Origin of the sequence: Ensifer sp. (assembly GCF_035999135.1) — a bacterium.
GTDB lineage: Bacteria > Pseudomonadota > Alphaproteobacteria > Rhizobiales > Rhizobiaceae > Ensifer.
Genome location: NZ_DASYGZ010000144.1, coordinates 214,860 through 239,408 on the forward strand (window position 1 = coordinate 214,860; position 24,549 = coordinate 239,408).

The 24,549-nt window shown below is 62.7% G+C and carries 23 protein-coding genes; 7 read left to right on the forward strand and 16 right to left on the reverse strand.

Annotated features, from left to right (window positions below; translation table 11 throughout):
• The first annotated feature begins 93 nt into the window (after positions 1-93).
• Positions 94-1,821: an amidohydrolase family protein gene (locus VGO12_RS18355; protein WP_327514173.1), complete on the forward strand. Its 1,728-nt coding sequence runs from the start codon at positions 94-96 to the stop codon at positions 1,819-1,821.
• Between the two features lie 161 nt (positions 1,822-1,982).
• Positions 1,983-2,693, forward strand: coding sequence for a YczE/YyaS/YitT family protein (locus VGO12_RS18360; protein ID WP_327514174.1), 711 nt, complete (start codon positions 1,983-1,985; stop codon positions 2,691-2,693).
• 57 nt (positions 2,694-2,750) lie between these two features.
• Here the strand turns inward: VGO12_RS18360 and aroQ are convergent, their stop codons facing one another.
• From aroQ to VGO12_RS18390, 6 genes are all read right to left on the reverse strand, one after another.
• Positions 2,751-3,194 (reverse strand): type II 3-dehydroquinate dehydratase, encoded by a 444-nt coding sequence (gene aroQ / locus VGO12_RS18365; RefSeq protein WP_327514175.1) that lies wholly within the window; start codon positions 3,192-3,194, stop codon positions 2,751-2,753.
• Between the two features lie 31 nt (positions 3,195-3,225).
• Positions 3,226-4,287, reverse strand: coding sequence for a Gfo/Idh/MocA family oxidoreductase (locus tag VGO12_RS18370; protein ID WP_327514176.1), 1,062 nt, complete (start codon positions 4,285-4,287; stop codon positions 3,226-3,228).
• A gap of 101 nt (positions 4,288-4,388) precedes the next feature.
• On the reverse strand, positions 4,389-5,114 hold the full coding sequence (locus tag VGO12_RS18375; protein ID WP_327514224.1) for an amino acid ABC transporter ATP-binding protein: 726 nt from the start codon (positions 5,112-5,114) through the stop codon (positions 4,389-4,391).
• Positions 5,115-5,180: 66 nt separating this feature from the next.
• On the reverse strand, positions 5,181-6,026 hold the full coding sequence (locus VGO12_RS18380) for a transporter substrate-binding domain-containing protein (RefSeq protein WP_327514177.1): 846 nt from the start codon (positions 6,024-6,026) through the stop codon (positions 5,181-5,183).
• A gap of 40 nt (positions 6,027-6,066) precedes the next feature.
• A complete protein-coding gene (locus VGO12_RS18385; protein ID WP_327514178.1) occupies positions 6,067-6,717 on the reverse strand; it encodes an amino acid ABC transporter permease in 651 nt (216 codons plus the stop codon).
• Positions 6,718-6,721: 4 nt separating this feature from the next.
• Positions 6,722-7,390 (reverse strand): amino acid ABC transporter permease, encoded by a 669-nt coding sequence (locus tag VGO12_RS18390; RefSeq protein ID WP_327514179.1) that lies wholly within the window; start codon positions 7,388-7,390, stop codon positions 6,722-6,724.
• 371 nt (positions 7,391-7,761) lie between these two features.
• Between VGO12_RS18390 and VGO12_RS18395 the strand changes: the two genes are divergently transcribed.
• Positions 7,762-8,466 (forward strand): TetR/AcrR family transcriptional regulator, encoded by a 705-nt coding sequence (locus VGO12_RS18395; protein ID WP_327514180.1) that lies wholly within the window; start codon positions 7,762-7,764, stop codon positions 8,464-8,466.
• A 124-nt stretch (positions 8,467-8,590) separates the two neighbouring features.
• Positions 8,591-10,480 carry a bifunctional sugar phosphate isomerase/epimerase/4-hydroxyphenylpyruvate dioxygenase family protein gene (locus VGO12_RS18400; protein ID WP_327514181.1) on the forward strand — a complete coding sequence of 630 codons (1,890 nt, stop codon included), beginning with the start codon at positions 8,591-8,593 and terminating at the stop codon, positions 10,478-10,480.
• A gap of 20 nt (positions 10,481-10,500) precedes the next feature.
• Here the strand turns inward: VGO12_RS18400 and VGO12_RS18405 are convergent, their stop codons facing one another.
• Positions 10,501-11,013, reverse strand: a complete 513-nt coding sequence (locus VGO12_RS18405) for a flavin reductase (protein ID WP_327514182.1) — start codon at positions 11,011-11,013, stop codon at positions 10,501-10,503.
• An 8-nt stretch (positions 11,014-11,021) separates the two neighbouring features.
• On the reverse strand, positions 11,022-12,584 hold the full coding sequence (locus VGO12_RS18410; protein ID WP_327514183.1) for a 4-hydroxyphenylacetate 3-hydroxylase N-terminal domain-containing protein: 1,563 nt from the start codon (positions 12,582-12,584) through the stop codon (positions 11,022-11,024).
• A gap of 95 nt (positions 12,585-12,679) precedes the next feature.
• Here VGO12_RS18410 and VGO12_RS18415 point away from each other — a divergent pair, with 95 nt between their 5' ends.
• A complete protein-coding gene (locus tag VGO12_RS18415; protein WP_327514184.1) occupies positions 12,680-13,555 on the forward strand; it encodes a helix-turn-helix domain-containing protein in 876 nt (291 codons plus the stop codon).
• A gap of 45 nt (positions 13,556-13,600) precedes the next feature.
• On the opposite strand, the gene VGO12_RS18420 is transcribed toward VGO12_RS18415, so the two are convergent.
• From VGO12_RS18420 to VGO12_RS18435, 4 genes are read right to left on the reverse strand one after another with little or no spacing between them, the layout of a single operon-like run.
• Positions 13,601-14,725, reverse strand: coding sequence for a P1 family peptidase (locus VGO12_RS18420; RefSeq protein WP_327514185.1), 1,125 nt, complete (start codon positions 14,723-14,725; stop codon positions 13,601-13,603).
• Between the two features lie 2 nt (positions 14,726-14,727).
• Complete coding sequence (locus VGO12_RS18425) at positions 14,728-15,558, reverse strand: ABC transporter permease (RefSeq protein ID WP_327514186.1); 831 nt, start codon at positions 15,556-15,558, stop codon at positions 14,728-14,730.
• Between the two features lie 8 nt (positions 15,559-15,566).
• Positions 15,567-16,466 carry an ABC transporter permease gene (locus VGO12_RS18430; RefSeq protein ID WP_327514187.1) on the reverse strand — a complete coding sequence of 300 codons (900 nt, stop codon included), beginning with the start codon at positions 16,464-16,466 and terminating at the stop codon, positions 15,567-15,569.
• Positions 16,466-17,557 (reverse strand): ABC transporter ATP-binding protein, encoded by a 1,092-nt coding sequence (locus VGO12_RS18435; RefSeq protein WP_327514188.1) that lies wholly within the window; start codon positions 17,555-17,557, stop codon positions 16,466-16,468. Before VGO12_RS18435 ends, VGO12_RS18430 begins: the two co-directional genes overlap by 1 nt.
• A gap of 163 nt (positions 17,558-17,720) precedes the next feature.
• On the opposite strand from VGO12_RS18435, the gene VGO12_RS18440 reads away from it, so the two are divergent.
• The gene (locus VGO12_RS18440) at positions 17,721-18,800 is read left to right on the forward strand and encodes a spermidine/putrescine ABC transporter substrate-binding protein (RefSeq protein WP_327514189.1); all 1,080 of its coding nucleotides are present in this window, start codon (positions 17,721-17,723) and stop codon (positions 18,798-18,800) included.
• Positions 18,801-19,071: 271 nt separating this feature from the next.
• Positions 19,072-19,929 (forward strand): MurR/RpiR family transcriptional regulator, encoded by an 858-nt coding sequence (locus VGO12_RS18445; RefSeq protein WP_327514190.1) that lies wholly within the window; start codon positions 19,072-19,074, stop codon positions 19,927-19,929.
• A gap of 17 nt (positions 19,930-19,946) precedes the next feature.
• Here the strand turns inward: VGO12_RS18445 and VGO12_RS18450 are convergent, their stop codons facing one another.
• From VGO12_RS18450 to VGO12_RS18465, 4 genes are all read right to left on the reverse strand, one after another.
• Positions 19,947-21,245, reverse strand: a complete 1,299-nt coding sequence (locus VGO12_RS18450; RefSeq protein ID WP_327514191.1) for an amidohydrolase family protein — start codon at positions 21,243-21,245, stop codon at positions 19,947-19,949.
• A gap of 136 nt (positions 21,246-21,381) precedes the next feature.
• Complete coding sequence (locus VGO12_RS18455) at positions 21,382-22,164, reverse strand: sulfite exporter TauE/SafE family protein (RefSeq protein WP_327514192.1); 783 nt, start codon at positions 22,162-22,164, stop codon at positions 21,382-21,384.
• A gap of 7 nt (positions 22,165-22,171) precedes the next feature.
• A complete protein-coding gene (locus VGO12_RS18460; RefSeq protein WP_327514193.1) occupies positions 22,172-23,047 on the reverse strand; it encodes an MBL fold metallo-hydrolase in 876 nt (291 codons plus the stop codon).
• Complete coding sequence (locus VGO12_RS18465) at positions 23,040-24,539, reverse strand: aminotransferase class V-fold PLP-dependent enzyme (protein WP_327514194.1); 1,500 nt, start codon at positions 24,537-24,539, stop codon at positions 23,040-23,042. The genes VGO12_RS18460 and VGO12_RS18465 overlap by 8 nt, the downstream gene beginning before the upstream one ends.
• Between the last annotated feature and the right edge of the window lie 10 nt (positions 24,540-24,549).

Here is a 24,549-nt window from a genome sequence, read left to right on the forward strand (position 1 = left end):
AGTGGCGGCGCCTGCGGGAGCTCAATCGATCATCGGTATCGCCGACCATGCCTGTTCGCAGGCGCCGGCGACAAGGAATGTGGAGGACTATTCGTGAACAGCACTGAAGCCGCGCACTACGACACGGTGCGCGCCATCTTCGATATCGTGAACGGCGAGAAGGAGGCCGACCTCCTCCTGAAGAACCTGAACATCCTCGATGTTCACGGTGAGACCGTCTATCAGGGATCCATTCTCGTCTACGACAAGCGCATCATCGCCTTGAACCCGGACGAGGCGGTCCTGAAGGTCAAGGACGTGTTCGACGGCAAGGGCCTCTATGCCATCCCCGGTCTGATCGACGCCCATATCCATTTTGAATCGCAGCTCGCTCATCCGACCGCACTCGCCGAGGCGATGGTGCCCTGCGGCACGACGACGATCTATGCCGAATGCCTGGATTTGCTGAGTGCCGCCGGCAAGGAGGGCATCGAGGCCGCCGAGGCGCTGTTTAAGGATTACGAGCAGCTGCCCTACCGGCTCTATGCCTTTGCGCCGGGCAAGAAGACCGCGGCGTCGGTGACGGAAGCCGTGCTCAAGATGGAGCCGGTGATCGGTCTCGGCGAGTTTGAGCATTTCACGTACAGCTCCGGCAATGACGACGACTTCCGCAAGGCGGCCTGGGTTCGGGCCAAAGGCGGCTTCATGAACGGCCACTGGGGCGTCACCGCCCTTTCCGACATGATGCTCAACTACCTGCCGGCGATCGGCGTCTCCAACAATCACGACGTCTGGAACGAGAAGGACATCGAAAAGAGCATCCGCTACGGCTTCCCGACGCATATCAAGTTCGGGGTCGGCAGCAGCGAGGTGATCAAGGTGCTTTTGCGCGCGATCGTCGACCGCAAATGGCCGACCGACAACTTCATGCTCTGCACCGACAACATCTCGATCGAGCGGCTGCTGACCATGGGGCATATGGACTGGATCATCTCGCTTTGCGCGGAAATGGGCATCAACCCGATCCACGCGATCAAGATGGCGACCTACAACACCGCGCGCTCGTTCCATATGGAGGACAAGATCGGCTCGCTGACCCCCGGCCGTTTCGCCGATATCGTCTTGACCGACAGCCTGTCGCGCATCAACCCGCTCTACGTCTTCAAGGATGGCGAGCTGGTCGCCAAGGACCGCAAGCTCCTGAAAAATGCCGAGATCGACTATTCCGGTATGTGCAAGGACGGGGTCACCGGGCTCGGTGATCTGACGCCGGAGCAGCTTGACATCGTGCCTCTGGAGGTGTCGGAAGACGGGACCCGTGCGAAGGTCTATCTCTTCGACGTCTATGGTCGCGGCCACGCCAAGTTCTATCAGGAGATCTGGGTTCCGCTTAAGGACGGCAAGGTCGTCGCGGAGCATGACGGCGTGAAACTGAGCCGGCTGTCGGTCGTCCAGCGTTATGCCGATGGCAAGCGTCACGTCGTCAACGGCCTGTTCAAGGGCGTCTCCCTCGAGCGTGGCGCAGTCGCCACGTTCTGGCCGGCGCCGAAGCCCTATTTCGTTGTTGTCGGCGAGGATAGCACCGAAATGTGCCACTGCCTGAAGCGCGTGGACAGCTATGCCGGCGCCTGCATCGTGACCGAGGGCAAGGTCGATAAAGCCGTCATGCCGCTCGAGATCTACGGTGTCATGGCCAACATGACCGTGACGGAGCTGACGGCAAGCGCCGGCGCGATCGACGCGGCGCTGGAGGCGCTGGGCAACCGCAATGAGGGCGAACCGGTGGTCAACAAGCTGCTGAGCCTGTTCATCTCGTTGCACCGCTTCCGGTTTATGGCCTAGGAGCCAGTTCAGAAATGCCGACGGGCGCTTCGGCGCCCGCCGGTCAGGAAATGGGTTTGGCCGCCGCAACCGGTGGATAGGCCAGACGTTCACAGGCTCATCTCTGAGGGGGGATGAGCAGCGGGCGAAAGAAGCCCGCAAAAGATCCGAGGGAGGAAACTATGGACCATAATGCGGCGGAAGCCGAGATCGTCGATACCGGCAGCCTAACCCGGCGCTGGATCATGTATGTCGTCGGCATCTATGTGCTGACATTCGGGGTCAGCCTGGCGATCAGAGCCGGCATCGGCATCTCGCCCCAGAGCAGCCTGACGAGAACCATGACGCTGGTCTACCCGCCCTTCAGCCAGGGCACCTACAACTTCATGCTCGAACTGATCATGCTGTTTTTGACTTACCTGGTGCTGCCCAAGGACTTCAAGCTCAAGAACTTCGCGTCCTTGATCCCGGCCTTCGTGCTGGCGGTCTTCCTCGATTTCAACCTGGGGATCACCGAGTTCATCAAGCTCGACGCCTATCCGCTGCGGGTAGCACTGCTGGTGTTCGCCGATGCCGCACTCGCCTTCGGCCTGTTCCTGATGATCCGCGCCAATCTCGTGCTGATGCCGATCGACATGTTCGTCAACACGATCTTCAAGCGCACCGGCTGGAAGTGGGGCAACATCAAGACCGGCTTCGACTGCACCCTGCTGGTTCTGTCGGCCTGCATCGGATTGCTGTTCCTCGCCGAGGTCAAGTTCATCCGCGAGGGCACGATCCTCAACGCCATTCTCGTCGGGCAGTACATCAAGCTCTATTTCTTCCTGTTCAGGAAGCTGCAGGGTCGCAAGGCGTCGACCTCTGCGAAGGGCCTGGAGGCTGCGGCGGAGTAGAACCGACACATCAAGCGTCAGGCGAGGCCGTCATCACCGACGGCCTCGCCTGTGTTTTTACTGCGCAGTGAGTCTGGCTGCCTGTTCCACGGCGACGTCGTAACCCGCCGGTCCGAGCCCGCAGATGACGGCGGTGGCGGCGAAGGAGATGTAGGAGTGGTGGCGAAATTCCTCGCGGCGGTGAACGTTGGTAATGTGCAGCTCGATGATCGGGCCGGAGAAGGCCTTGAGCGCATCGTGGATCGCAATCGAGGTGTGGGTCAGCGCGCCGGCATTGATGACGATCGCCGAGCCCTCCTGGCGGGCCTCGTGAATCCAGTCGACGATCACCCCTTCATGATTGGACTGGCGGAAAACGATCCCGTGCGTTTCCGCCGCGTTGGTCCTGCGGCAACTCGCTTCGATGTCGGCAAGCGTGGTGTAGCCATAGATATGCGGCTCGCGCTCTCCCAAGAGGTTGAGGTTCGTGCCGTTGAGAACGTAGATCGGTTTTGCGGTCATACTTTCGGTTCCTGAGGTGTTATGGATCGGGTCAGGCGGCAAGCGACTGGTAGCGGGCGCCGAGCTCGACCCTTGCCTTGCGTCGCGCCGCTTCGGTGACCGCGAGCGTCGCGATCAACGTGCGCGCCCCGTCCTCGACGGTTTGCAGGCTTTCGGCCGTGCCGCGGATGACGTCGCGGAAGTGCTCGAGCTGGGCGACATAGGGGTCGATCGTCGTCGAAAACAGCCGTTGCGCGCGAACTGGCCGGTTCCAGGTCCGCTCCTCCGGCGACTGGTCCCAGCGCACGAGATTGGGGAATTCGAGCGAACCGTGGCTGCCGAGGAAGCGATAGCTGCTCTCGCCGCTGAAGGGGAACTCGACCGCCTCGCCCACACCCTGTTCGACCGTCCACGGGGTCACGGCGCTGTCGCTGATGATGAAGGTGCCGATGGCGCCGTTTTCGAATTCGAGCACAGCACCTGCTGTGTCCTCGACGGCGAAGTGGCGCTGATCGCTGGAGGTGACGGCGCTGACGGCGACGATTTCGCCGGCGGTGAAGCGCAGGAAGTCGATCTCGTGGATCAGGTTGATCAGAACCGGCCCGCCACCCTCCTGGGTCCGCCACGGTGCCACCTGGAAATACGCATCCGGCTTGTAGGCGGCCCAGATCGCCGAGACGCCGACCAGCGCGCCGATATCCTTGTCGCCGATCAGGCCGCGCAATTTCCGCACCTGGTCGTGGTGACGGCGATGATGGCCGACCAGCGTGCGGATGCCGGACCGGTGGACCTCCTCGATCAGGTGCGAGGCCGCCTCGAGCGTGTCGGTCACGGGCTTTTCGACAAGGATGTGGATGCCGCGGCGGGCGCATTCGATGCCGATTTCGGCGTGGACCTGGTTGGGCGAAGCGATGATCGCCGCCATCGGGCGGGTTTCGTCGAGCAGACGACGATAGTTGGCAAAGACGGGTATGCCGGGGTATTGCGCGCCGACCACATCGCTGTTGACGTCGGCGATGCCGACAAGTTCGAAGTCGGCATGGTCGATCACCTTCTTCAGGTGCTTGCGCCCGATCAATCCGGCGCCGATGACGGCGATCGTGATCCTGGACATCCGTTGAAATCTCCTTTGTTTTGCTGGCAAAAGGCAGCAGTAAGCCGTCGGCGCATGCGGGCAGGCCTGCGCTCGTTGACAGTCAGGGTCAGTATGGGTGGTCAGTGTCCGAGGATCTGACCGAGAAAGGTCCGCGTCCTTTCGCCTCTTGGATTGGTGAAGAACTCGGCGGGGGTCGCCTCCTCGACGATTTCGCCGCCGGCCATGAAGATCACCCGGTCGGCGACGGCACGGGCAAAGCCCATCTCGTGCGTAACGCACACCATGGTGCGGCCTTCACCGGCGAGGGACACCATGGTGTCGAGCACTTCCTTGACCATTTCCGGATCCAGCGCCGACGTCGGTTCGTCGAAGAGCAGGACCTTCGGGTTCATGCAGAGCGCGCGGGCAATCGCGACCCGTTGCTGCTGTCCGCCGGAAAGCTGGGCCGGGTACTTGTCGGCCTGGTCGGCGATGCGGACGCGCTCGAGATAGGTGCGGGCGATCTCCTCGGCCTTGCTGGCCTTCAGGCCCCGCACCTTCATCGGCGCCAGCATGCAGTTGTTGAGCACGGTCATGTGCGGGAACAGATTGAAGCTCTGGAACACCATGCCGACCTCGCGGCGAATGGCGTCGATCGAAGCGCTTTTGTTAAGCCCGATACCATCGACGACGATCCGGCCCTCGGCGATCGCTTCGAGGTGGTTGATGCAGCGGATGAGTGTGGATTTTCCGGACCCCGACGGGCCGCAAAGCACGACTTTTTCGCCCTTTGCGACCGTCAGGTTGATGTTCTTCAGCGCATGAAAGGCACCGTACCACTTGCCGACACCGTCCATGACGATCATCGGGTCGATGGCTGCACTTTTCTGGATCTGGGGCGTGTTCACGATGCCTTCCTCCTCAAGCGCCGGTCAGTTCACGGCGAAGGGGATATCGGGCAGAGACGCCGGGAACTCCGGCACCTTCTGGCCGAGCCAGCGCTCGTAAATCTTGTCCAGTTCGCCGTTCGCCTTAATCTCGTCGATGAAGGCGTTGAGTTCCTCGACATACTGTTTCTGGCCGGGGCGCACGCTGATGCCGTTGTACTGGCGGTTGAAGTCCAGCTTGACCTCGAACTGGGCTGTCGGCGCGACCTTGGCGATGCTCAGATTGTAGGTGTTGTTGGCACCAAGCGCGTCGACCTGGCCGGCAAGGAACGCCTGGATGGCGGTGGAATCGTCGTCGAAGCGCTGGATCGTCGCGTCGGGTGCCGCCGCCGTCACCGCCTTGTCCTGGGCCGAGGCGCGGGCAACGGCGATGCGCATGCCCTTGAGATCCGCAGGCGATTTGATGCTGGTTTCCGGCTTGGCGATGAGCGTGATGTCGATCGCCGAATAGGGCTTGGTGAACTGCACGACCTTGGCGCGGTCCGGATACATGCCCATGACGGCGATCAGCGCATCGACCTTGCCCGTCATCAGCGACGGAATGCGGTTGGCGACGGCGACGCGCTCGAACTGAACGGGCACGCCGATCTTCTTGCCAAGCAGATTGCCGACATCGGCATCGAAGCCGACGCTCTGGTTGCTGCCGTCGACGAAGCCCCAAGGCGGATTTTCGCCCTGGATGCCGATGACGATCTTGCCGTTCTTGCGCAGTTCCTCGAAGCTCTGTGCCTGCGCAGTCGAAGCCGCGATCCCGAGGGCTGCGACGGTCACCGCCAATCCGGCCAGCCGGCCTCGTCCTGCAAATGCTGCTGCTTTCGATATCATGCTCATTTGGCTCTCCTCCTTGCCAGGTGATGCAGTTTTCCAGGCGCTACCGTGCGGCAGCGAAGCGTTTTTCCAGTCGTTCGCTGAAGAGCGACAGCGGCCAGCACAGCGCGAAGTACAGCGCGCCGACGATGCCGAAGACGAGCATCGGCTGATAGGTCGCGTTCGAGATGATCTGGCCGGCGCGCGTGACCTCGGTGAAGCCGATGATTGCTGCGAGCGACGTGCCCTTGATCAGCTGCACCAGGAAGCCGACGGTGCTCGGCAACGCCATGCGCAGTGCCTGCGGCAGGATGACGTAGAAGGTGCGGTTCCAGTATTTGAGACCCAGAGCCTTTGCCGCCTCTTCCTGGCCTTTCGGCACGGCGAAGATAACGCCGCGCCAGATCTCGCCGAGATAGGCGCTGGCATGCAGCATCAAGCCGATCGACAGGGCGACCCAGGCATTGACGTCGATCGCGAGCAGCGCGACGCCGTAATAGATGACGAAGAGCTGCATCAGCAGCGGCGTGCCCTGGAAGACGATAATGTAGGCGGCGGCCAGCGACCGCAGCGGCGCATAGGGCGCGGTTCTCAGAAGCGCGATCGCGAGGCCCCCGACGGCGCCGCAGGCAAAGGCGATGCCCGACAGGACCAGCGTCCATCCGAAGGACTGCAACAGGAACAGGAATTCGTCGAGGCCGAAGGAGCGGATCATGGCGTCACCGGACCGGGTATGAGAGAAACAGGCGCTCGATGGTCGCAAACAGCGCGGCCAGGAGGGCGGACATGGCGAGGTAAAGACCGGTCAGGGTCAGGTAGATCTCGAAGCTTCGAAACGTCGTCGTTTCCAAGAGTTGGCCGATCGTGGTCAGCTCCACCGCTGAAATCGAAGCGACGATGCTCGAGGTCAGCATCAACAGGATGAACTGGCTGCCGAGCGCTGGGAAACAGATGCGCAGCGCCGGCACCAGGATGATGTGGCGGAAGATCTGCAACGGCTTGAGCCCGAGTGCGTAGCCGGCTTCGATCTGACCCTTATGGATGGAGTCGACGCCGCTGCGGATGATCTCCGTCGCATAGGCGCCGCCATTGAGACCGAGTGCCAGGATCGCGGCCACATCCGGGCTGAGGCGGATGCCGAGCGAGGGCAGGCCGAGAAAGATGAAGAAGGCCTGCACCAGAAACGGCGTGTTGCGGATGATCTCGACGAAGGTCTTGACGGCGAAGATGGCGGGCGCATAGCCGGTCCGGCGCAGGATGACGCAGGCAAGGCCGATAGCGAGCCCGAGCAGCATCGCCTGGAAGGAGATCGAAAGCGTCAGCAGACACCCGCGCAAGAGATCTGGCCAGGCGGCAAGCACCACCCCGAAGTCGAATTGATAACTCACCGTTTCCTCCCGGTGGCTTCAGCCGGCCATCTCCCCTGCCGCGCTGTCACCAAATGTTTGAGTTGGTACATTAATAATGCTGCGCCAAGCCGACTGTCAATTGTGGGGAAAGATGCGTGTTTCAGGCAAAAATGCTTATTAATCAACAAAATGTACCGCTGGATTATGAGTTTCTCAGAAAATTTCATGAGTCGCGGTTCCCGCGCATATCTTGACCATAATGAACGTATCAGTTCATTATTGCTTCAACAGGCGGTTTGCCTGCTGTAATGAACCGGATGGAATATTCGGTTCGGTGACTTGAAGGGAGGCGGACCATCACGATAAGGAGCCTGGGCATCTTCGGCATCCTGAGTGACGGCGGAAAAAGCATGGACGAGACGACGCGAAAGGCGGCAGGCGACGCAAGGCGCAAGTATCAGCGGGCCGAGCCGACGAACGACCCGGAGCGCACCCGCACCGACATTCTGCATGCGGCGGAAATCCAGTTCGCGCGCCACGGCTATGCCGGCACGACGGTCGACAGCATCGCCGCCAAGTCCCGCCGTTCCAAGCGCATGATCTATTACTACTTTGCGTCGAAGGCGAAGCTCTATGTGGCGGTGCTGGAGCACGCCTATGGCCGCATGCGCCGCGCCGAAGTCGAGATCAACCTCGAAGAGGACGACCCGAGGCAGTCGCTCAAGAACCTCGTGGATTTCTGCTTCGAATTCCATTTCGCCCACCCGAACCACGTCAAGCTGGTGATGGGCGAGAACCTGAACGACGCGAAGTATCTTGCGGCGTCGTCGCTCGTTCCGGAACTGCACCGGCCGATCATCCAGCGGATCGAGCGCCTGCTCAGACGCGGCTACGAAACCGACATCTTTCGCCAGAGCATCACGCCGATCGAAGTCCACATGACCATTTCGGCGCTCTGCTTCTTCAACGTCTCGAACCGGGCGACATTCTCGGCCGTGTTCGATGCCGACATGCAGTCGCCGGCCGCCCGACGCGAACGCAAGCGCCAGATCCTGCTGTCGATTCTGGGACGCCTCGACACCAACCTGTCGGGCTTCCAGCCGGAATACGCATGAGCGACGCCGGCGGCTAGGCCGGCGGTTCAGAAAAAGCCAATCGAGATACCACCTGCGGCCATTCTTGCGGGCACGGTTTTCCGTGTGTCCGCACAAGCGCTGCCGCCTTGACGAGGACCCCGTGATGAAGACGTCGATTGCGACCGTAACCTTGAGCGGCACCTTGCCGGAGAAGCTGGACGCCATCGCGGCAGCCGGCTTCGACGGCGTCGAGATATTCGAGAACGACCTGTTGGTGTCTGACGAAAGCCCACGGCAGATCGGCCGGATGGTGCGCGACCGCGGCCTGGAGGTCGCACTCCTCCAGCCCTTTCGCGACTTCGAGGGCATGCCGGAACATCTGCGCAGCCGGACCTTCGATCGCGCCGAGCGGAAGTTCGATCTGATGCAGGAGCTGGGAACCGACCTGATCCTCGTCTGCTCCAACGTCTCGCCGGTTTCGGTCGGCGGCCTCGACCGCGCCGCGGACGATTTTCACGCCCTTGGCGAGCGGGCGGCCGCGCGGGGTCTGAGGGTCGGCTATGAGGCGCTCGCCTGGGGGCGGCACATCAACGACCATCGCGACGCCTGGGAGATCGTGCGCCGCGCCGATCATCCGGCGATCGGCCTCGTGCTCGACAGCTTTCATTCGCTGGCGCGCAAGATCGAGGTCAATTCCATCCGCTCGATCCCGAAGGAGAAACTGTTCATCCTCCAGCTTGCCGACGCGCCGCTCCTCGACATGGATCTTCTGCAATGGAGCCGGCACTATCGCAACATGCCGGGCGAGGGTGATCTGCCCGTGCGCGAATTCATGCAGGCCGTGGTGGCCACGGGCTACGATGGCTATCTCTCGCTCGAAATCTTCAACGACCAGTTTCGCGGCGGTTCGCCGACGACCGTCGCAGCGGACGGTTATCGTTCACTGATCTATCTTGGCGACGAGGTCGGACGGGCCGAACCGGGCGGGAGCCTGCCGTTGAAGCCGATGCCCGAGCGAGCCCAGGTCAACGGTGTCGCTTTCGTCGAATTCGCCGCCGACGGAAAGGACGTGCCGCAACTCGAGGCGCTGATCGGCGGGCTCGGCTTTTCAGCTGTCGCGAAACACCGATCGAAGGACGTGACGGTGTTCCGTCAGGGCGAGATCAATCTGGTCATCAACAAGGAGCGGCGTGGCTTCGCCAATTCCTCCTATCTGGTCCATGGTGCGACGGCCTATGCGCTCGCACTGCTGGTCGATGACGCTGAAGCCGCCCTTGCCCGTGCCGTGGCGCTGGGCGCCGAACCCTTCGAACAGCCGCTTGATCCAGGCGAAACCGGGATGCCGGCCGTCCGTGGCGCTGGCGGCGGCCTTGTCTATTTCCTCGATCAGCGCTCGAAGCTCGGGCGCATCTGGGAAACGGATTTCGAACCGATCAAAGAGAGTTCTGCATCGACCTCAGCGCATCTCGTCGCCATCGACCACGTGGCCCAGACGGTGCGATATGAAGAATTGTCGACCTGGCAGCTGTTTTACACCTCGATCCTCAAAGCCGACAAACTGCCGATGGTCGACATTTTCGATCCCGCCGGTCTTGTGCGCAGCCAGGTGATCGAGAATGCGCCGGGCACCCTGCGCATCACCATGAACGGTGCGGAAAACCGCAACACGCTTGCCGGACATTTTCTCGCTGAAACCTTCGGTTCCGGCATTCAACACCTCGCCTTCAGCACCGACGATATTTTTGCGACGGCCGCAGCGCTCGCCAGGAACGGCTTCGCCACGCTGACGATTTCGCCGAACTACTACGACGATCTCGAGGCCCGCTTCGGCCTCGACCCTGTCCTGACCGACCGACTGCGCGCCCACAACATCCTCTATGACCGGGACGAGCACGGCGCTTATTTTCAGCTCTACAGCCCGACCTTCGGCGAAGGGTTCTTCTTCGAAATCGTGCAGCGCGATGGCTACCATGGCTACGGCGCGGCCAATGCGATCTTCCGCATTGCCGCGCTCAGGAAACACCTTCGTCCCGGCGGCATGCCGAAGGCGTGAAAGGTTGGCCCTCGATTGGGTCAGCCGCCGAAGCTTCCAAGCTGGGTCGGCACGTGCACGTAATTGCGGTCGAAATAGAGCAGCGCATTGCCGTCGCTGCGCGAACGGATGCCGACGACCCGGCCAATCAGGATATGGTGAGTGCCCAGAAGCCGCGCTTCCGCCAGTTCGCAGTCGAGCGAGACGATCGCGTCCTTGACCGCGTAGCTTCCCGACGACATCTCGACCCAGTCGGCGGCCGCGTAGCGTTCGGCCATGTCCTTCGTTGCGCCTGCGAAATGGCCGGCGAGGTCCCGGTGGTCGTGGCTGAGCACGTTGACGCAGAAGCGGCGGTTGTCGATGAACAACCCGCATTGTGCGGAATTGCGGTTCATACAGACGAGCAGCGTCGGCGGCTCGTCGGTCACCGAGCACATGGCGGTGGCGGTGAACCCGCCGCGTCCGGCGGGTCCGTTTGTGGTGATGACGTTGACCGGCGCGCAGACCCGCGCCATGGCGTTGCGAAACTCGGTCTTCGAGACGAGCGGTTCCATGGCGCGCCTCACTCGGCGGCGTTGCTGAGAGGCTGTCCGTCGTCGAGCGGCGGCAGCCAGGTGTTGCTGGTCCAGCCGTTCTCGTCGTAATCGGCCATGCACTGGTCGACGAGCGCTTCCATCTCCTTCAGCCGCCCGCCGCGCTCGGCACCTTTGAGCACCTGCAGCCGGACTTCCTCCGGTGCGCCGGCATAGTTCAGCTCATAAAGCGCATGACGTCCGCCAAACTCCGTGCCGGTCGCATCCCAGAGCAGCTTCATGATCTTGATGCGCTCGATGTGGCCCATGTCGTTGGAGCCGCGGACATACTGCGCCAGGTATCGATCGATCTCGGGGTTGCCGAAGTCGCGCGCCGAGGAGGGCAGGTAGATGAGGCCCGAGGCGATGACCCTGCGGATGGTCTCGACGACACGCGGATAGGCCTCGGACATGAAGGTGCGATAGGAAAGGGCCGCCTCGAGATTGGGAAGAACGGCGCCGTCGGCCCAGGGAATGGGGTTGTGCGCCATGGCGTTGGAGAAGCTCCAGAACATGTGCCTGAGCGCGATCACCTCGCCGAGTGCCGCCTGATTGCCGCGAAACGCGTCGCCGCCGGTGGCCCTGAGCGCCTTGGCCAGCAGGCCGGCGAGGAAGTCGAGCTTCACCGCAAAGCGGGTGCAGCCCTGGAAGCAGTAGCCGTGCATGAAGCCGGAAGCCGGGTGGAAGGACAGGATCTTGGCGGCATCGCGCAGCACCAGCACGTCTTCCCAGGGTACGAAGACATTGTCGAGGACGAGGATCGCGTCGTTCTCGTCGAAGCGCGATGACAGCGGGTAGTCGAAGGGGTGGCCGACCGTATTGGCGGTCTGCTCGTAGGAAACCCGGCAGAACATCTTGATACCAGGCGCGTTCATCGGAACGATGAACATGACCGAGAGCGAAGGATCCTCGGTCACCGTCGCCGAGCTCTGCGCCAGGAAATTATAATGCGTCAGCGCCGAGGACGTTGCGACCACCTTGGCGCCGGAGACGTAGATGCCGGCATCCGTTTCCTTGGTGATGTGGACGAAGACGTCTTTCACTGCGTCCGCCGGCTTGTGACGGTCGATCGGCGGATTGACGATCGCGTGGTTCATGAACAGCGCCGCTTCCTGCGCGCGTTTATGCCAGGCAAGCGCGTTGTCCTTGAAGGGCCCGTACCAGTTGGCATTGGCGCCGAGCGTGTTCATCAGCGCCGCCTTGTAATCGGCGGTGCGGCCCATCCAGCCATAGGACATGCGCGCCCATTCGGCGATCGCGCCCTGCTGGGCCGCAAGGTCGATGGAGGAGCGGGCGACGCGGAAGTATTTGTGGGTGTAACCGCCGGAGCCGGTATCGGTCGGCGATGTCAGGATCTCCTTTTTCGCCGGGTCGTGCAGCGCGTCGTAGAGCCTTGCGAGCGAGCGGGCGGAGTTGCGCATGGCCGGATGGCTGGTGACGTCGTGCACCCGCTCGCCGTTGATATAGACCTCGCGTCCGTCGCGCAGGCTTTCCAGATATTCGGCGCCGGTGAAGGGCCGCGACCGGTCGGCGCGGAAATCCTCTGCTCTCATTCTCTCCTCCCTCAAGTTTCGTCAAGGCTAGGCGTTGAATTCATCGGCCACCATGGACAGAATGGCAAAATGACTTGGACTTTTTCGGGCGAGCCATGAACAACGTCATTCCCAATTTCTTCGTCTACGGCGAGCCGGAACAACAGATCGAGCCCGGATTCTTCCACGTCGAGACCGTGATGGCCCGCAAAAGCCTGCATCAGGGGCAGGTCAATGCGCACAAGCATGACCAGATGGGGCAGGTGACCTTCTGGCTGAGCGGTGGCGGCACCTATTTCATCGATGACAAGCCATTGGACTTTTCAGCACCGGCCGTCAGCTTCGTGCCGAGCGGTGTCGTGCACGGCTTTTCCGTCGATCCTGAGACGAGCGATGCCATCGTCGTGTCGGTGGCGGATGGCGCGCTGCTGTCGATCCGGGAGAACACGACGCTTTCGCTCGATACGCCGACGATGGTCCGCGGCGACGGCGAAGACAGCGGCTGGCGCCGCCTTTCCCAACTGCTGGAGATCGTCGCGGGCGAGTATGCCGGCGGTGCGGCGGGCGCGCAAAAGATGCTCGCCGCGCTCATTGCCGCCGTCCTGACCCAGATCGCCCGCCTGGCTTCCGCATCACCTACCGGCGAGCAGACGCAAGCGGCGCTGGCCACGCAATTGCGCCGGCTCGTCGACGTGCACTTTCGCGAGAACTGGAGCGTCGGGCACTACACCGATGCGCTGGCGACGACGCCGCATCTGATCGCCAAGGCGAGCCGCGAGGCCTTCGGCATGCCGGTCAAGGAACTGATCAACGAGCGGCGGCTGCTCGAAGCCAAGCGCCTGCTGCTCTTCACCGTGCGGCCGCTCGAAGACATCGCCTACGAGATCGGCTTTACCGACGCCGCCTATTTCTCGCGCTTCTTCCGGCAGCGTGTGGGGGAGGCGCCGAGCGACTGGCGACGGGCGCGTGTCATCGCGCCGGATGCCGGCTAGGGCGGACAAGGAACCATCGCCTGCCTTCTTTGGCGACGGGGGCCGCTAGCGGCCGTAAGCGCGCATCACATCCATCAGCGGCTCGTGCCGGATCGCCTGGATCTTGAAACGGTCATAGGCGGTGCCGCCGGAATCTTCCGCTGCAATCATGGCGTTGACCACCGCTTCTTCGACCGTGTCGACGGTCGCGAGATAGACGGGATCGAGCAATTCGTCGTTGACGATCTCGAGCGATAGCCGCGGCGGCGCCTTGTGCGCCATCGGCTGGGCATTGGCGGTGGAAAAGGCAAGGAAGATGTCGCCGGAATTGTTGCCGCCGGGCGTGCCGTTGCGTCCGATGCCGATCGCCGCCCGCCGCGCCAGCCGCTTCAACTGATGCGGCGCCATCGGCAGGTCCGTGGCGATGACGACGATGATCGAGCCGCGCTCCTGCATCTGGCTCTGCGGCGTGCCGTCGCGCATGTGTTCGCCGACCGGAACGCCGCGGATCGTCAGCCAGTCGCGCTGACCGTGGTTTGCCTGCACCAGCGTGCCGATCGTGTAGTCGCGGCCGCCGAACTCGACGATACGCGAGGCAGTGCCTGTGCCGCCCTTGAAGCCATAGGCGATCATGCCGGTGCCGCCGCCGCAATTGCCTTCCTGAACGGGGCCGGACGTCGCGCCGTCGAGTGCGGCGCGCACGTCGGCTTCGGTGACCGGCTGACCGTTGATGTCGTTGAGCACCCCGTCATAGGTTTCGGCCACCACCGGCATCAGCCAGAGGAAGTCGTCCGTGTCGTAGGTCGATTTGTAGCGCTCCAGCATCCACTGGATGGTGGCGTGGTGCGTCATGCCGACGGCGTGGGTGTTGGTGATCATGACCGGCCCCAAAAAGAAGCCGCCGTCCTCGATCCAGTGAGTCCCGGTCATTTCGCCATTGCCGTTGAAGCGGTGCACGCCGGCGTAAACCGGGACCGGCGTCGTCGAGGCCGAATGCGGCAGGATGGCGGTAACGCCGGTGCGCACCGGGCGCTTGCGGCCTGGCCGCGGCGTCTGCTCCTCGATGGTGCGGAACCCGACGGCGATGCCGTCGACATCGGTGATGGCGTTGAAGCGGCCGGTGCGACCGGAAAAAGGCAGGCCGATATCGCGGGCACGAGCGGAGGAGGGCGTAGAAGTCTTGTCGTTCATGATCATTTCTGCCGGGAGCGAAGGTAGAGGCCGAGCGAGGCGACGACGAAGGAGAAGGACAGCATCATCACGGCGATCGCGTTGATCTCCGGTTTGATGCCGCGTCGAAGCATGGAGAAGATGAACATCGGCAGCGTGGTGACGTCGACGCCGGCGATGAAGTAGGTGATGACGAGATCGTCCATCGAGATGATGAAGGCGAGCAGCGCGCCGCCGACGATCGCCGGAAAGAGCTGCGGCAGCACCACCCGGCGAAAGGTCATCCACTCGTTGGCGCCGAGATCGGCCGAGGCGTGTTCCAGCGTCCTGTCCATGCCGGCAAGCCGGGCCGAGACGACGATGAAGACATAGGAGATCAGGAAGGTGCACTGGCCGATGATGATCGTCGTCAGGCCGAGCCTGATGCCGGAGCTGACGAAGAAGATCAAAAGCGCGATGCCGAGCACGATATCCGGCATCAGCATCGGCATGAACATCACCACCCGGTAGAAGCGCTGGCCGACGAATTCGAAGCGGTAGAGTGCGATCGCGATCGCCGTGCCGAAGACCGTCGCAATCGCCGTCGTGGAGGCAGCGATAACGAGGCTGTTCCACACGGCCTGCAGCAGTTGTCCTGTCGATTCGATATAAAGTGCGCTTTCAGAGACCTTGGTCTTGAAGCCGAGCACCTGCGCGTACCATTCGGTGGTGAAGCCCGTCCAGGTCATCATGTTTACCGGATTGGCGTTGAACGAATAGACGGCGATCACGACGAGCGGAATGTAGATGAAGGCGAAGAACAGGCCGGTATAGGCGATGAGGCCGCCGTTAAAAAGGGATCGAGCGATCTTCATGGGCGACCTCACCGTGCCAAAGCTGCGGCTCTGCCGCGCCGTCCGGAAAGGACCACCTGCGCGATCATCATGACCAGCATGACGCTCATCACCATCATCGCCAGCGCTGCGCCAAAGGGCCAGTTGCGGGCGGCCAGGAACTGCTGCTCGATCAGATTTCCGAACATCATCACCTTGGCGCCGCCGAGCACCGCCGGGACGACGAAATTACCGAGCGCCGGGATGAAGACGATGACGGCGCCGCCGGCGATACCCGGGGCTGTCAGCGGCAGGATGATGCGCCAGAAGGTGCGCACCGGCCCGGCGCCGAGATCGAGCGAGGCGCGCACCAGCGTCCAGTCGAGTTTCTCGACGCTGGCGTAAACAGGCATGAACATGAAGGGAATGAACACATAGGTCATGCCGAGGATGATCGCGCCCTTGGTGTAGATCAGGTCGAGCGGCCGCTCGATCAGCCCTGAGGACAAAAGCACCTCGTTGACGAGCCCGGTCTGGCGCAGGATCAGCACCCAGACGAAGAGCCGCACGATCAGGCTGGTGAAGAACGGCAGCGTGATCAGGAACAGACAGAAATTCTTCCAGCGCTCGGAAAGCCGGGCGATGCAGAAAGCTGCGGGATAGCAGACGACAAGGGTCGCAAGCACCGTCAGCGCGGCGATCTCGACTGAGCGCAGGAAGATCGCGATGTAGATCGGATCGAATTCCTCGAACATCGGATCGGCAAAACCGAGGATGCGGCCGAAATTGTCAGGATAGAACGTCCACTCCACGCCACCGTAAAGGCCGGGCGCGAGGAAGCTGGTGACGACCATGATCGCAAGCGGGCCGAGGAAGAAGACGGCGAGAAAGGCCGAAACGGGTCCGAGCAGAAGGCCAAGTTGAAAGCGGCGGCGGCTGGCGATCGACATCAGGCGCCTCCCCTTTCGCCGATCAGGTGCACGGCCGAGGGGTCATAGGCGAGCCGCGCCTTGCGGGATTGTTCGATCGCACCGACGAGGCTTCGCCGGTTGGCCGGAACTTCGGCCACGACCTTGCGCCCCTCGGCTGTGCGGCCGAACAGCTCGAAGGTCGAGCCGACGAAAACGATCTGGTCGAGATCGACTTCGATCGTCGGGAAGGGGGCGTTGTCCTCGGCGAGGAAAAACTGTTCCGGCCGGATGAGCGCCGTCGCCTTCGTCGATATTTTCCGCTCGCAGGGCTGGTGGCGGATCGCCATGCCGTCTGAAGTCATCAGCCGGTCGCCGTCGAGCGTACCCTCGAACAGATTGCTGGCGCCGATGAAGGTGGCGACAAAGGTGTTGACCGGATGGTCGTAGATGGCCCGCGGCGTATCGAGCTGCTGGATCCGGCCGCCCGAAAGCACGGCGACGCGGTCCGACATCGTCAGTGCTTCCTGCTGGTCGTGGGTGACGAAGATGAAGGAGATGCCGAGCTCGTTCTGCAGCGTCTTCAGCTCGATCTGCATCGCCTGGCGCAGGTTCTTGTCGAGCGCCGAGAGTGGTTCGTCGAGGAGCAGCAGCTTCGGCCGGGCGATGATCGCCCGGGCAAGCGCGACGCGCTGCTGCTGGCCGCCGGAGAGCTGGCGGGGCTTACGCCCTTCCATGCCCTCGAGCCCGACCATCTTCAGGGCGGAAGCAACCTTTTCGCGTCTCGCCGGCTTGGCAACACCCGCGACCTCCAGCGAATAGGCGACGTTCTCGCCGACCGTCATATGCGGAAACAGCGCGTAGTTCTGGAAGACTGTGTTGACCGGGCGGCGATAGGGCGGCCGGTCGGTCATGTCCTCGCTGTCGATCAGGATCGAGCCGCCGTCCAGCTCGACGAAGCCGCTGATCGCCTGAAGCAGCGTGGTCTTGCCGCAGCCGGAAGGGCCAAGCAAGGTCAGGAATTCATTGCGGCGGACGTCGAGATCGATGCGGTCGAGCGCCGTCACGCTGCCGCCTTCCGGAGTGGCGAAGGCCTTGCTCGCCTCCACCAGCCGGACGATGGAATTCTGCATACTTCTGTTCCCCAAAATGTTATGCAAATAACGCTTGTGCGTTTTGGATATATGGATACCATTTGTTCATCGGTGTCAACGGCCACGAGAAGCCGTGATCCGGAAGCGGCCGGCAAGGGCCGCTGAGGGCCGTCCGGCCGTAAACCTTCAGAGGAGAATATCTATGACGACGATAAACGGGACGACACGCGCAGGCAGGAGAGCTCTCGCGACCCGTGCACGCACTGTGGCACTGTCCTTGGCGACGCTGACCGCCCTCTTCGGCACGGCAGAGGCGGCCGAGCTCAACATCTACAACTGGGGCGAATACATCAATCCGGCTGTCTTGAAGAAGTTCGAGGAGGAGACCCAGATCAAGGTCAACCTCTCGACCTATTCTTCGAACGAAGAAATGCTGGCGAAGATCCAGGGCGGCGCCACGGGCTATGACATCGTCTTCCCGTCGGTGCACATGCAGGACATCATGGCCAAGCTCGACCTGCTCGAGAAGACCGACATCAACGCCTTTGAGGGCTTCAAGAACATCGACCCGACCTTCCTGCGCGCCAGGAGCGACCCGAAGGGCGAGTATTGCCTGCCCTACGCCTTCGGCTCGGTCGGCATCCTCTACAACAGAAAACTGCTCGGCAAGGACGTGACCGGCTGGCGCGACCTGATCGATACGGTGAAGGCCAAGGGGCTGAAATTCACGCTGCTCGACGACATGCGCGAGGTGCTATCGGTCGGCCTGATCCTCAACGGTCACAAGGTCAATTCGACCGATCCGGCCGAACTGCAGCAGGCGGCCGATACGATCATCGCGATGAAGCCCGAGGTTGCCGCCTTTACCTATGACACCCGTCCAATGGTCGCCGCCGGCGACGTGGCGGCCGGTCACTTCTTCGTTGGCTCGATGGTCGATGTCTTCGCCAACCCCAAGGATCTCGGCTACGTGATCCCGGAGGAAGGCGCGACGATGTACCAGGAGGACATCTGTGTCCTGAAGTCAGCACCGAACAAGGACAACGCCCTCAAGTTCCTGCAGTTCTACACGCGCCCGGAAGTGGCGGCGCTCAATATCGAGCAGCAGACCAACGGCACGGCCAACGTGCCGGCGCGGCAGTTGACCCCCGAGCAGATCAAGAACAGCAAGGAAATCAATCCGCCGCCGGAAACCATGCAGAAGCTGCAGATCTTCGAAGATCTCGGTCCCGGTGTGCGCCAGCTGGACCGGGTCTGGACGAAGGTGAAGACAGCTGAATAGAACGCAAAGCGATCAGGGGCGGAAGCGGCGACTTGTTGTCCCGTATCCGCCTCTACAACGCTCAGTGTTTCCTTCGCTCCCGGCCGGGGATAAACATGCAACAAATCGAGGAGCCGAGTGGCCCCTGTCCGTCTGGCAAGACGGTTGGCGCTTAGAGCAATTCCAGGAAAAGTGTAGAACGGTTTTCCGCCCGGAATTGCGTAATATCAGAGAGTTAGATCATTTCACTGTTTCGACGAAACAATGAAATGATCTAGGAATGGGAGGGGACGTGGCACCGCGCATCCTGAAGCTGCTGCGCAGCGATGAGATGAGACGCTCGAAGTCGGACAAGCTCATCGCCAACTATCTCGAGCGCAACCTCGCCGATATCCCGTTCGAGACCGCGCGCTCGATCGCGACCCGGCTTGAGGTCTCGCCGATGACCGTCGGGCGCTATCTGCGACGCATGGGCTTCGATGGCCTCGACGAGCTGAAGCATGCGTTGAGGCGCGACGGCTCCAACAATCCCGCCTGGCAGGTCAAGGGTTCTGTCGGCCGGCTGCGGGAGGACAACCGCGAGGGCAAGCTGCTTGCCGGCCTGATCCAGCAGCAGGTCGACAATCTCGGCATGATCTACGAGCTGACGACGGCGCCGGAGTGGCAGCAGACGATCGATGCGCTGATTTCAGCGAGCGAAGTCTATGTCGCGGCCTACCAGAACGTTCGCGGGATCGCGCAATATTTCGCGAGCCAACTCTCCTACACCCGGCCGCGGGTGCAATTCGTCGACGGCCTCAACGGAACCTATGCCGAGCTGCTCGACGGTTCGGTCGAGGGGCGGGTGCTGTTCCTGCACGATGTCCGCCGCTTTGCCGCCAAGGCAAGACCGCTTGCCGAGGAAGCCCGCCGCGCCGGCGTCAAGGTCATTCTCTATACCGACGAGTTCTGCCCCTGGGCGCCTGAAGTCTCCGACATCTGCCTCGTTGTTCCGGGTTCGCACGGGCCGCTCTGGGATGGGGCGGCAACGACGGTCGCGGTCCTGGATCTGCTGTTGAGCAACATCATCGTCGTGCTCGGTGACGATGTCGGTGAGCGGGTTGCGCAGCTCACAAGGCTGCAGAACGTCTTCGGCGATTTCGAGGACTGAGACGCATCCCTCCGGGATCAGGGGGCCGGCGTCCGGGGAATGTAGTCCTTTCCGATATCGATCGAGGCCGGCCGGCCGTCGAGAAAGAGTTCGCAGATGCGCGCTGCCGTGCGGGCGATGATTTTACCGGCCTTGATCACGAACAGCCGTGCCGGTTTCAGCCGCAGGGCCTCGTTGACGTCGGCCGCCTGCAAGAGGACCAGATCGGCCTTGCAGCCGACCTCCAGCCCATAGCCTTCAAGTCCCATGGTTTTCGCAGAATTCCCGGTGATCGCGTCGAAGATCTTCCGCTTGTCCTCGATGCTGCCCATCTGTGTGACGTGAATGGCCATATGGGCGACTTCCAGCATGTCGCCAGACCCCATCGAGTACCAGGGATCCATGACGCAATCGTGCCCGAAAGAAACGTTGAGGCCGGCCGCCATCAGCTCCCTCACCCGCGTCATGCCGCGGCACTTCGGATAGGTGTCGTGACGCCCCTGCAGCATGATGTTGATCAGTGGGTTGGGGATGACGTTGATCTCGGCCTCCGCCATCAGAGGGATGAGCTTGGAGACATAATAGTTGTCCATCGAATGCATCGAGGTCAGGTGCGAACCCGCGACGCGGCCCTGAAGCCCGAAGCGAACCGTCTCGGCCGCCAGCGTTTCGATGTGGCGCGACATCGGATCGTCGGTTTCGTCGCAATGCATGTCGACCGGCAGGCCGCGTTCCGCGGCGATCCGGCACAGCGCTTCGACGGAGCGCGCGCCGTCTTCCATCGTGCGCTCGAAATGCGGGATTCCGCCGACGATGTCGACACCCATGTCAAGCGCCCGGTTCAGGGACGCCACGCCGTCGGCCGCGCGAAAATAGCCATCCTGCGGGAAGGCGACGAGCTGGAGGTCGATATAGGGCGCGACCTTTTCCTTCACCTCCAGCAGCGCTTCGGCGGTGACCAGCCTTGGATCGGACGTGTCCACATGGCTTCGAACGGCAAGAAGTCCCTGGCTGACGGCGAGATCGCAGTAGCGCAGCGCCCGCTCGACCAGCGCCTCCCTGGTCAGGGTCGGGCGCAACTCGCCCCAGAGCGCGATGCCTTCGAGCAGCGTGCCGGAAACGTTCATGCGCGGCAGGCCGAGCGACAGTGTCGCGTCCATGTGAAAATGCGAATCGCAGAAGGGTGGGCTGAGCAACCGATCGGTCGCGTCAATCTTTTCGCCCGATGTCGCCGCAAGGGTCTTTTCGATTGCCGCGATCTTTCCGTCGGCAATACCGACATCGAAGCCTTGGCGGCCGTCCGGAAGGTTGGCGTTGCGGATGATCAGGTCGAACATGCTGGCATCTCCCGGTGTCGCGGCTGACAGGATCTCGCCGCCGCGAAGCGCGACGTGGAGATCCCGAGCACGTCAGCAATAGCATCGGGGGGCACTTCCCGGTCAAGCGCTGCCGGTTCAGGATCGACCTTGACGGTCACGCCGCTCCGTAGCTGCGCCAGAGAACATAGAGACTGACGGAGAAGATGATCGCACGGAAAATCTTGGTCAGCGTATCGCGCTGGGTCGCAAGACGAGTCGCGACGACGGTGCCGACCGCGCCGCCGAGGATGCCGCCGACGATGAAGTAGCCGGCAATGCGCCAATCCACCAATCCTGACGCGGCATAGTTGATTGCCGTCGTCAGCCCGAAGGTTCCGACGGCGAGCAGCGAGGTGCCGACCGCATTGATGAGCGGCATGCCGGTCGCAAGCAGCAGGCCCGGGACGATCAGGAAACCGCCGCCGATGCCGAAGAAGCCGGAACAGGTGCCGGTCAGAAGCGCTGCCAGGCCCGTCTTGCCGTGGGTCGCGGCCGTCAGCGATTGCGGCGTCGCTGCCGTATCGCACCTGACCTTTTGCATGGCGAAGCTGACGAACATCATGACGAGCCCGAACAGGAACAGCAGGCGCTGGCCGTCGATCAGCTTGCCGAGACTGGAGCCAAAAAAGGCCCCGAGCGAACCGGCGACGGTGAAGATCAGGGCGCAGCGCCACCAGAGATGACCGCGAAGCGCATGGCTGATCAAGTTGAGATAGGCGTTGGCGGAGACAGCAAGGGCGCCGGTGCCGAGCGCCGTGTGCACGTCGCGGATGCCGACCACATAGATCAGGAGCGGGGTTGCGAGGATCGAGCCGCCGCCGCCGATCAGCCCGAGCGTGAAGCCGGTCAGTGACCCGGAGCCGATCGCGAGCAGCATCTGCTGGAAGGGGTCCGCCATGGCGCCGTTATCCCCAGACCGAGCCGGGGAGAGCGTTGAGCGGTATCTTCAGATAGCGTTTGCCGTTGTCTTCGGCAGGCGGAAGCTCGCCGCCGCGAACATTGACCTGCAGCGCATGCAGGATGAGCTTCGGCATCGGCAGGGTGCGGTCGCGCGCCTCGCGCAAATTTACGAAGTCTGCTTCGCTCTTGCCGGCGACATGCGCGTTCGTCGTCTTCTGCTCCGCGACCGTGCTTTCCCAGCGTGCCTCGCGGCCGCCTGCGCAATAGTCGTGGCCGGTGAAGAGCCGTGTCTCGTCCGGCAACGCCAGGATGGCCTGGATCGAGCGCCAGAGGTCCGATGCGCTTCCGCCCGGGAAGTCGGCGCGGGCCGAGCCGCTGTCGGGCATGAACAGCGTGTCGTGCATGAAGGCGGCATCGCCGATCACGTAGGAGATCGACGCGAGCGTATGTCCGGGCGAATGCATGACACGCGCCTTGAGCTCGCCGATCTGGAATGCCTCGCCGTCGGCAAACAAGCGGTCCCATTGTGATCCGTCACAGGCAAAATCCGGCCAGTTGTAGATCGCTTTCCAGATCCGCTGCACGCCCTTCACATGCTCGCCGATCGCGGTTGGCGCGCCCGTTTTCGCTTTCAGGTAACGGGCCGCCGAGAAATGGTCGGCGTGGGGATGGGTGTCGAGGATCCATTCGACCGTCAGGCCCTTGGCTTCGACATGGGCGAGGATCGCATCGGCATTCTTCGTGGCGGTCGAGCCCGACTTCTCGTCGAAGTCGAGCACCGGGTCGATGATGGCGCATTTGCCGGTGGCCGGGTCGGCGACGACATACTGGATGCTGCCGGTGCGGGCGTCATAAAAGCCGGTCACATCGGGCTTATGCATAAGCGCGGGCCTCTTCGGCCGTTTGCCGCGGGAAGAAGATCGCGCGGGCCGGGTCGAAGTCATAGTCGGCTTCGTAGGCCGCAGCGTCCGCCGCCAACTGCGCGACGCAGTCGAGGATGAATTTCACCTTGTCGTCCGACAGCAGCACGCTGAAGTTCAGGCGGGTGAAACCGGGCTTCTCGATCTCTTCGCCGGCGAGGATGGCCTGGCGGATCTCTTCAGAGTGAGCCGCATCGATTGACAGCAGTCGGTGAACATAAGGCCCGGCACAGGCGCAGCCGCCACGCGCCTGGATGCCGAAGCGGTCGCTCAGCATGCGGGTGACCAGTTGCTGGTGGACGTAGCCGCCGCGGCCGTTGCGGATGCGGAAGGAAAAGATCGGCAGGCGGTCCGGCTCCTGAAGGCCGAGCAGTTCCAGCTGCGGAACGCGCTTCCACGCGGCGAAGGCCTGCTTCGTCAGGGTGCGGTTTCGCTTGCCCATCTCCTCAAGGCCGATCGCGTGCTTGACGATGAAGGCAAGGGCTGCGCGGATGTCGCCGACGACATTCGGCGTGCCGGCCTCTTCGCGCGCTTCGAGGTTGCCACTGTAATCATGGGTCTCGGGCGAGACGAACTTCACCGTGCCGCCGCCCGGCCAGGTCGGCTTGCTCGCCACAACGGCGTCGCGGCGCACGATCAGGATGCCCGATGCGCCCGGTCCGCCGATGAACTTGTGCGGTGAGACGACGATGGCGTCGATCTCGCAGTCGGCCTTCGGCGTCATCGAAATCGCCACATAGGGGCCTGCGCCGGCATAGTCCCAGATCATCTTCGCGCCCGCGGCCTTCACCATCCGGGTGATCGTCGCGACATCGCTGGTGATGCCGGTGATGTTCGAGCCGGCCGAGAGCGCGCAGACCGTCAGATCCGGTGAACCGGCAGCGAGCGCCGCCTGAAGGAGGCCGAGATCGGGACCGCCCGTTGGACACTCGGCGATTTCGACGATCTCGGCACCGCTCTCGCGCCAGGGCAGGATGTTGGAGTGGTGCTCGTAGGGGCCGATGATGACGCGCACGTTCCGGCCTGCCGCAACCGCTTCGGTGACGCCAACCAGATTGACCAACCGGTTGATGCCGGAGGTCGCGCCGGAGCCGGTGAAGATCACGGCATGATCGGCCGTCGCGCCGCAGAACTCGGCGACGAGGGAGCGTGCTTCCCGCCGCATCCGGGTCATGAAGCCTCCGCAATAGGACGCTTCCGTGTGGCTGTTGGCGTAATAGGGCAGAACGTCTTCGAGTACGAAGTCTTCAATCACGCGGAGCGCCCGGCCGGACGCGACATAGTCGGCATAGACCAGGTCCCTGGCGCCATAGGGGCCGGCGATTTTTGCCTTCGCTCCGACGAGACCCTCGCGCAAGTCGGAGATCAGACCGGGGCGGTCCAATGCCTGACGAAACTGGCTGAGCGGCGTCAGCGCTTCTGAGGGTTGGCGGTGGACGGCAGGCACGATCATCTCGCTCACT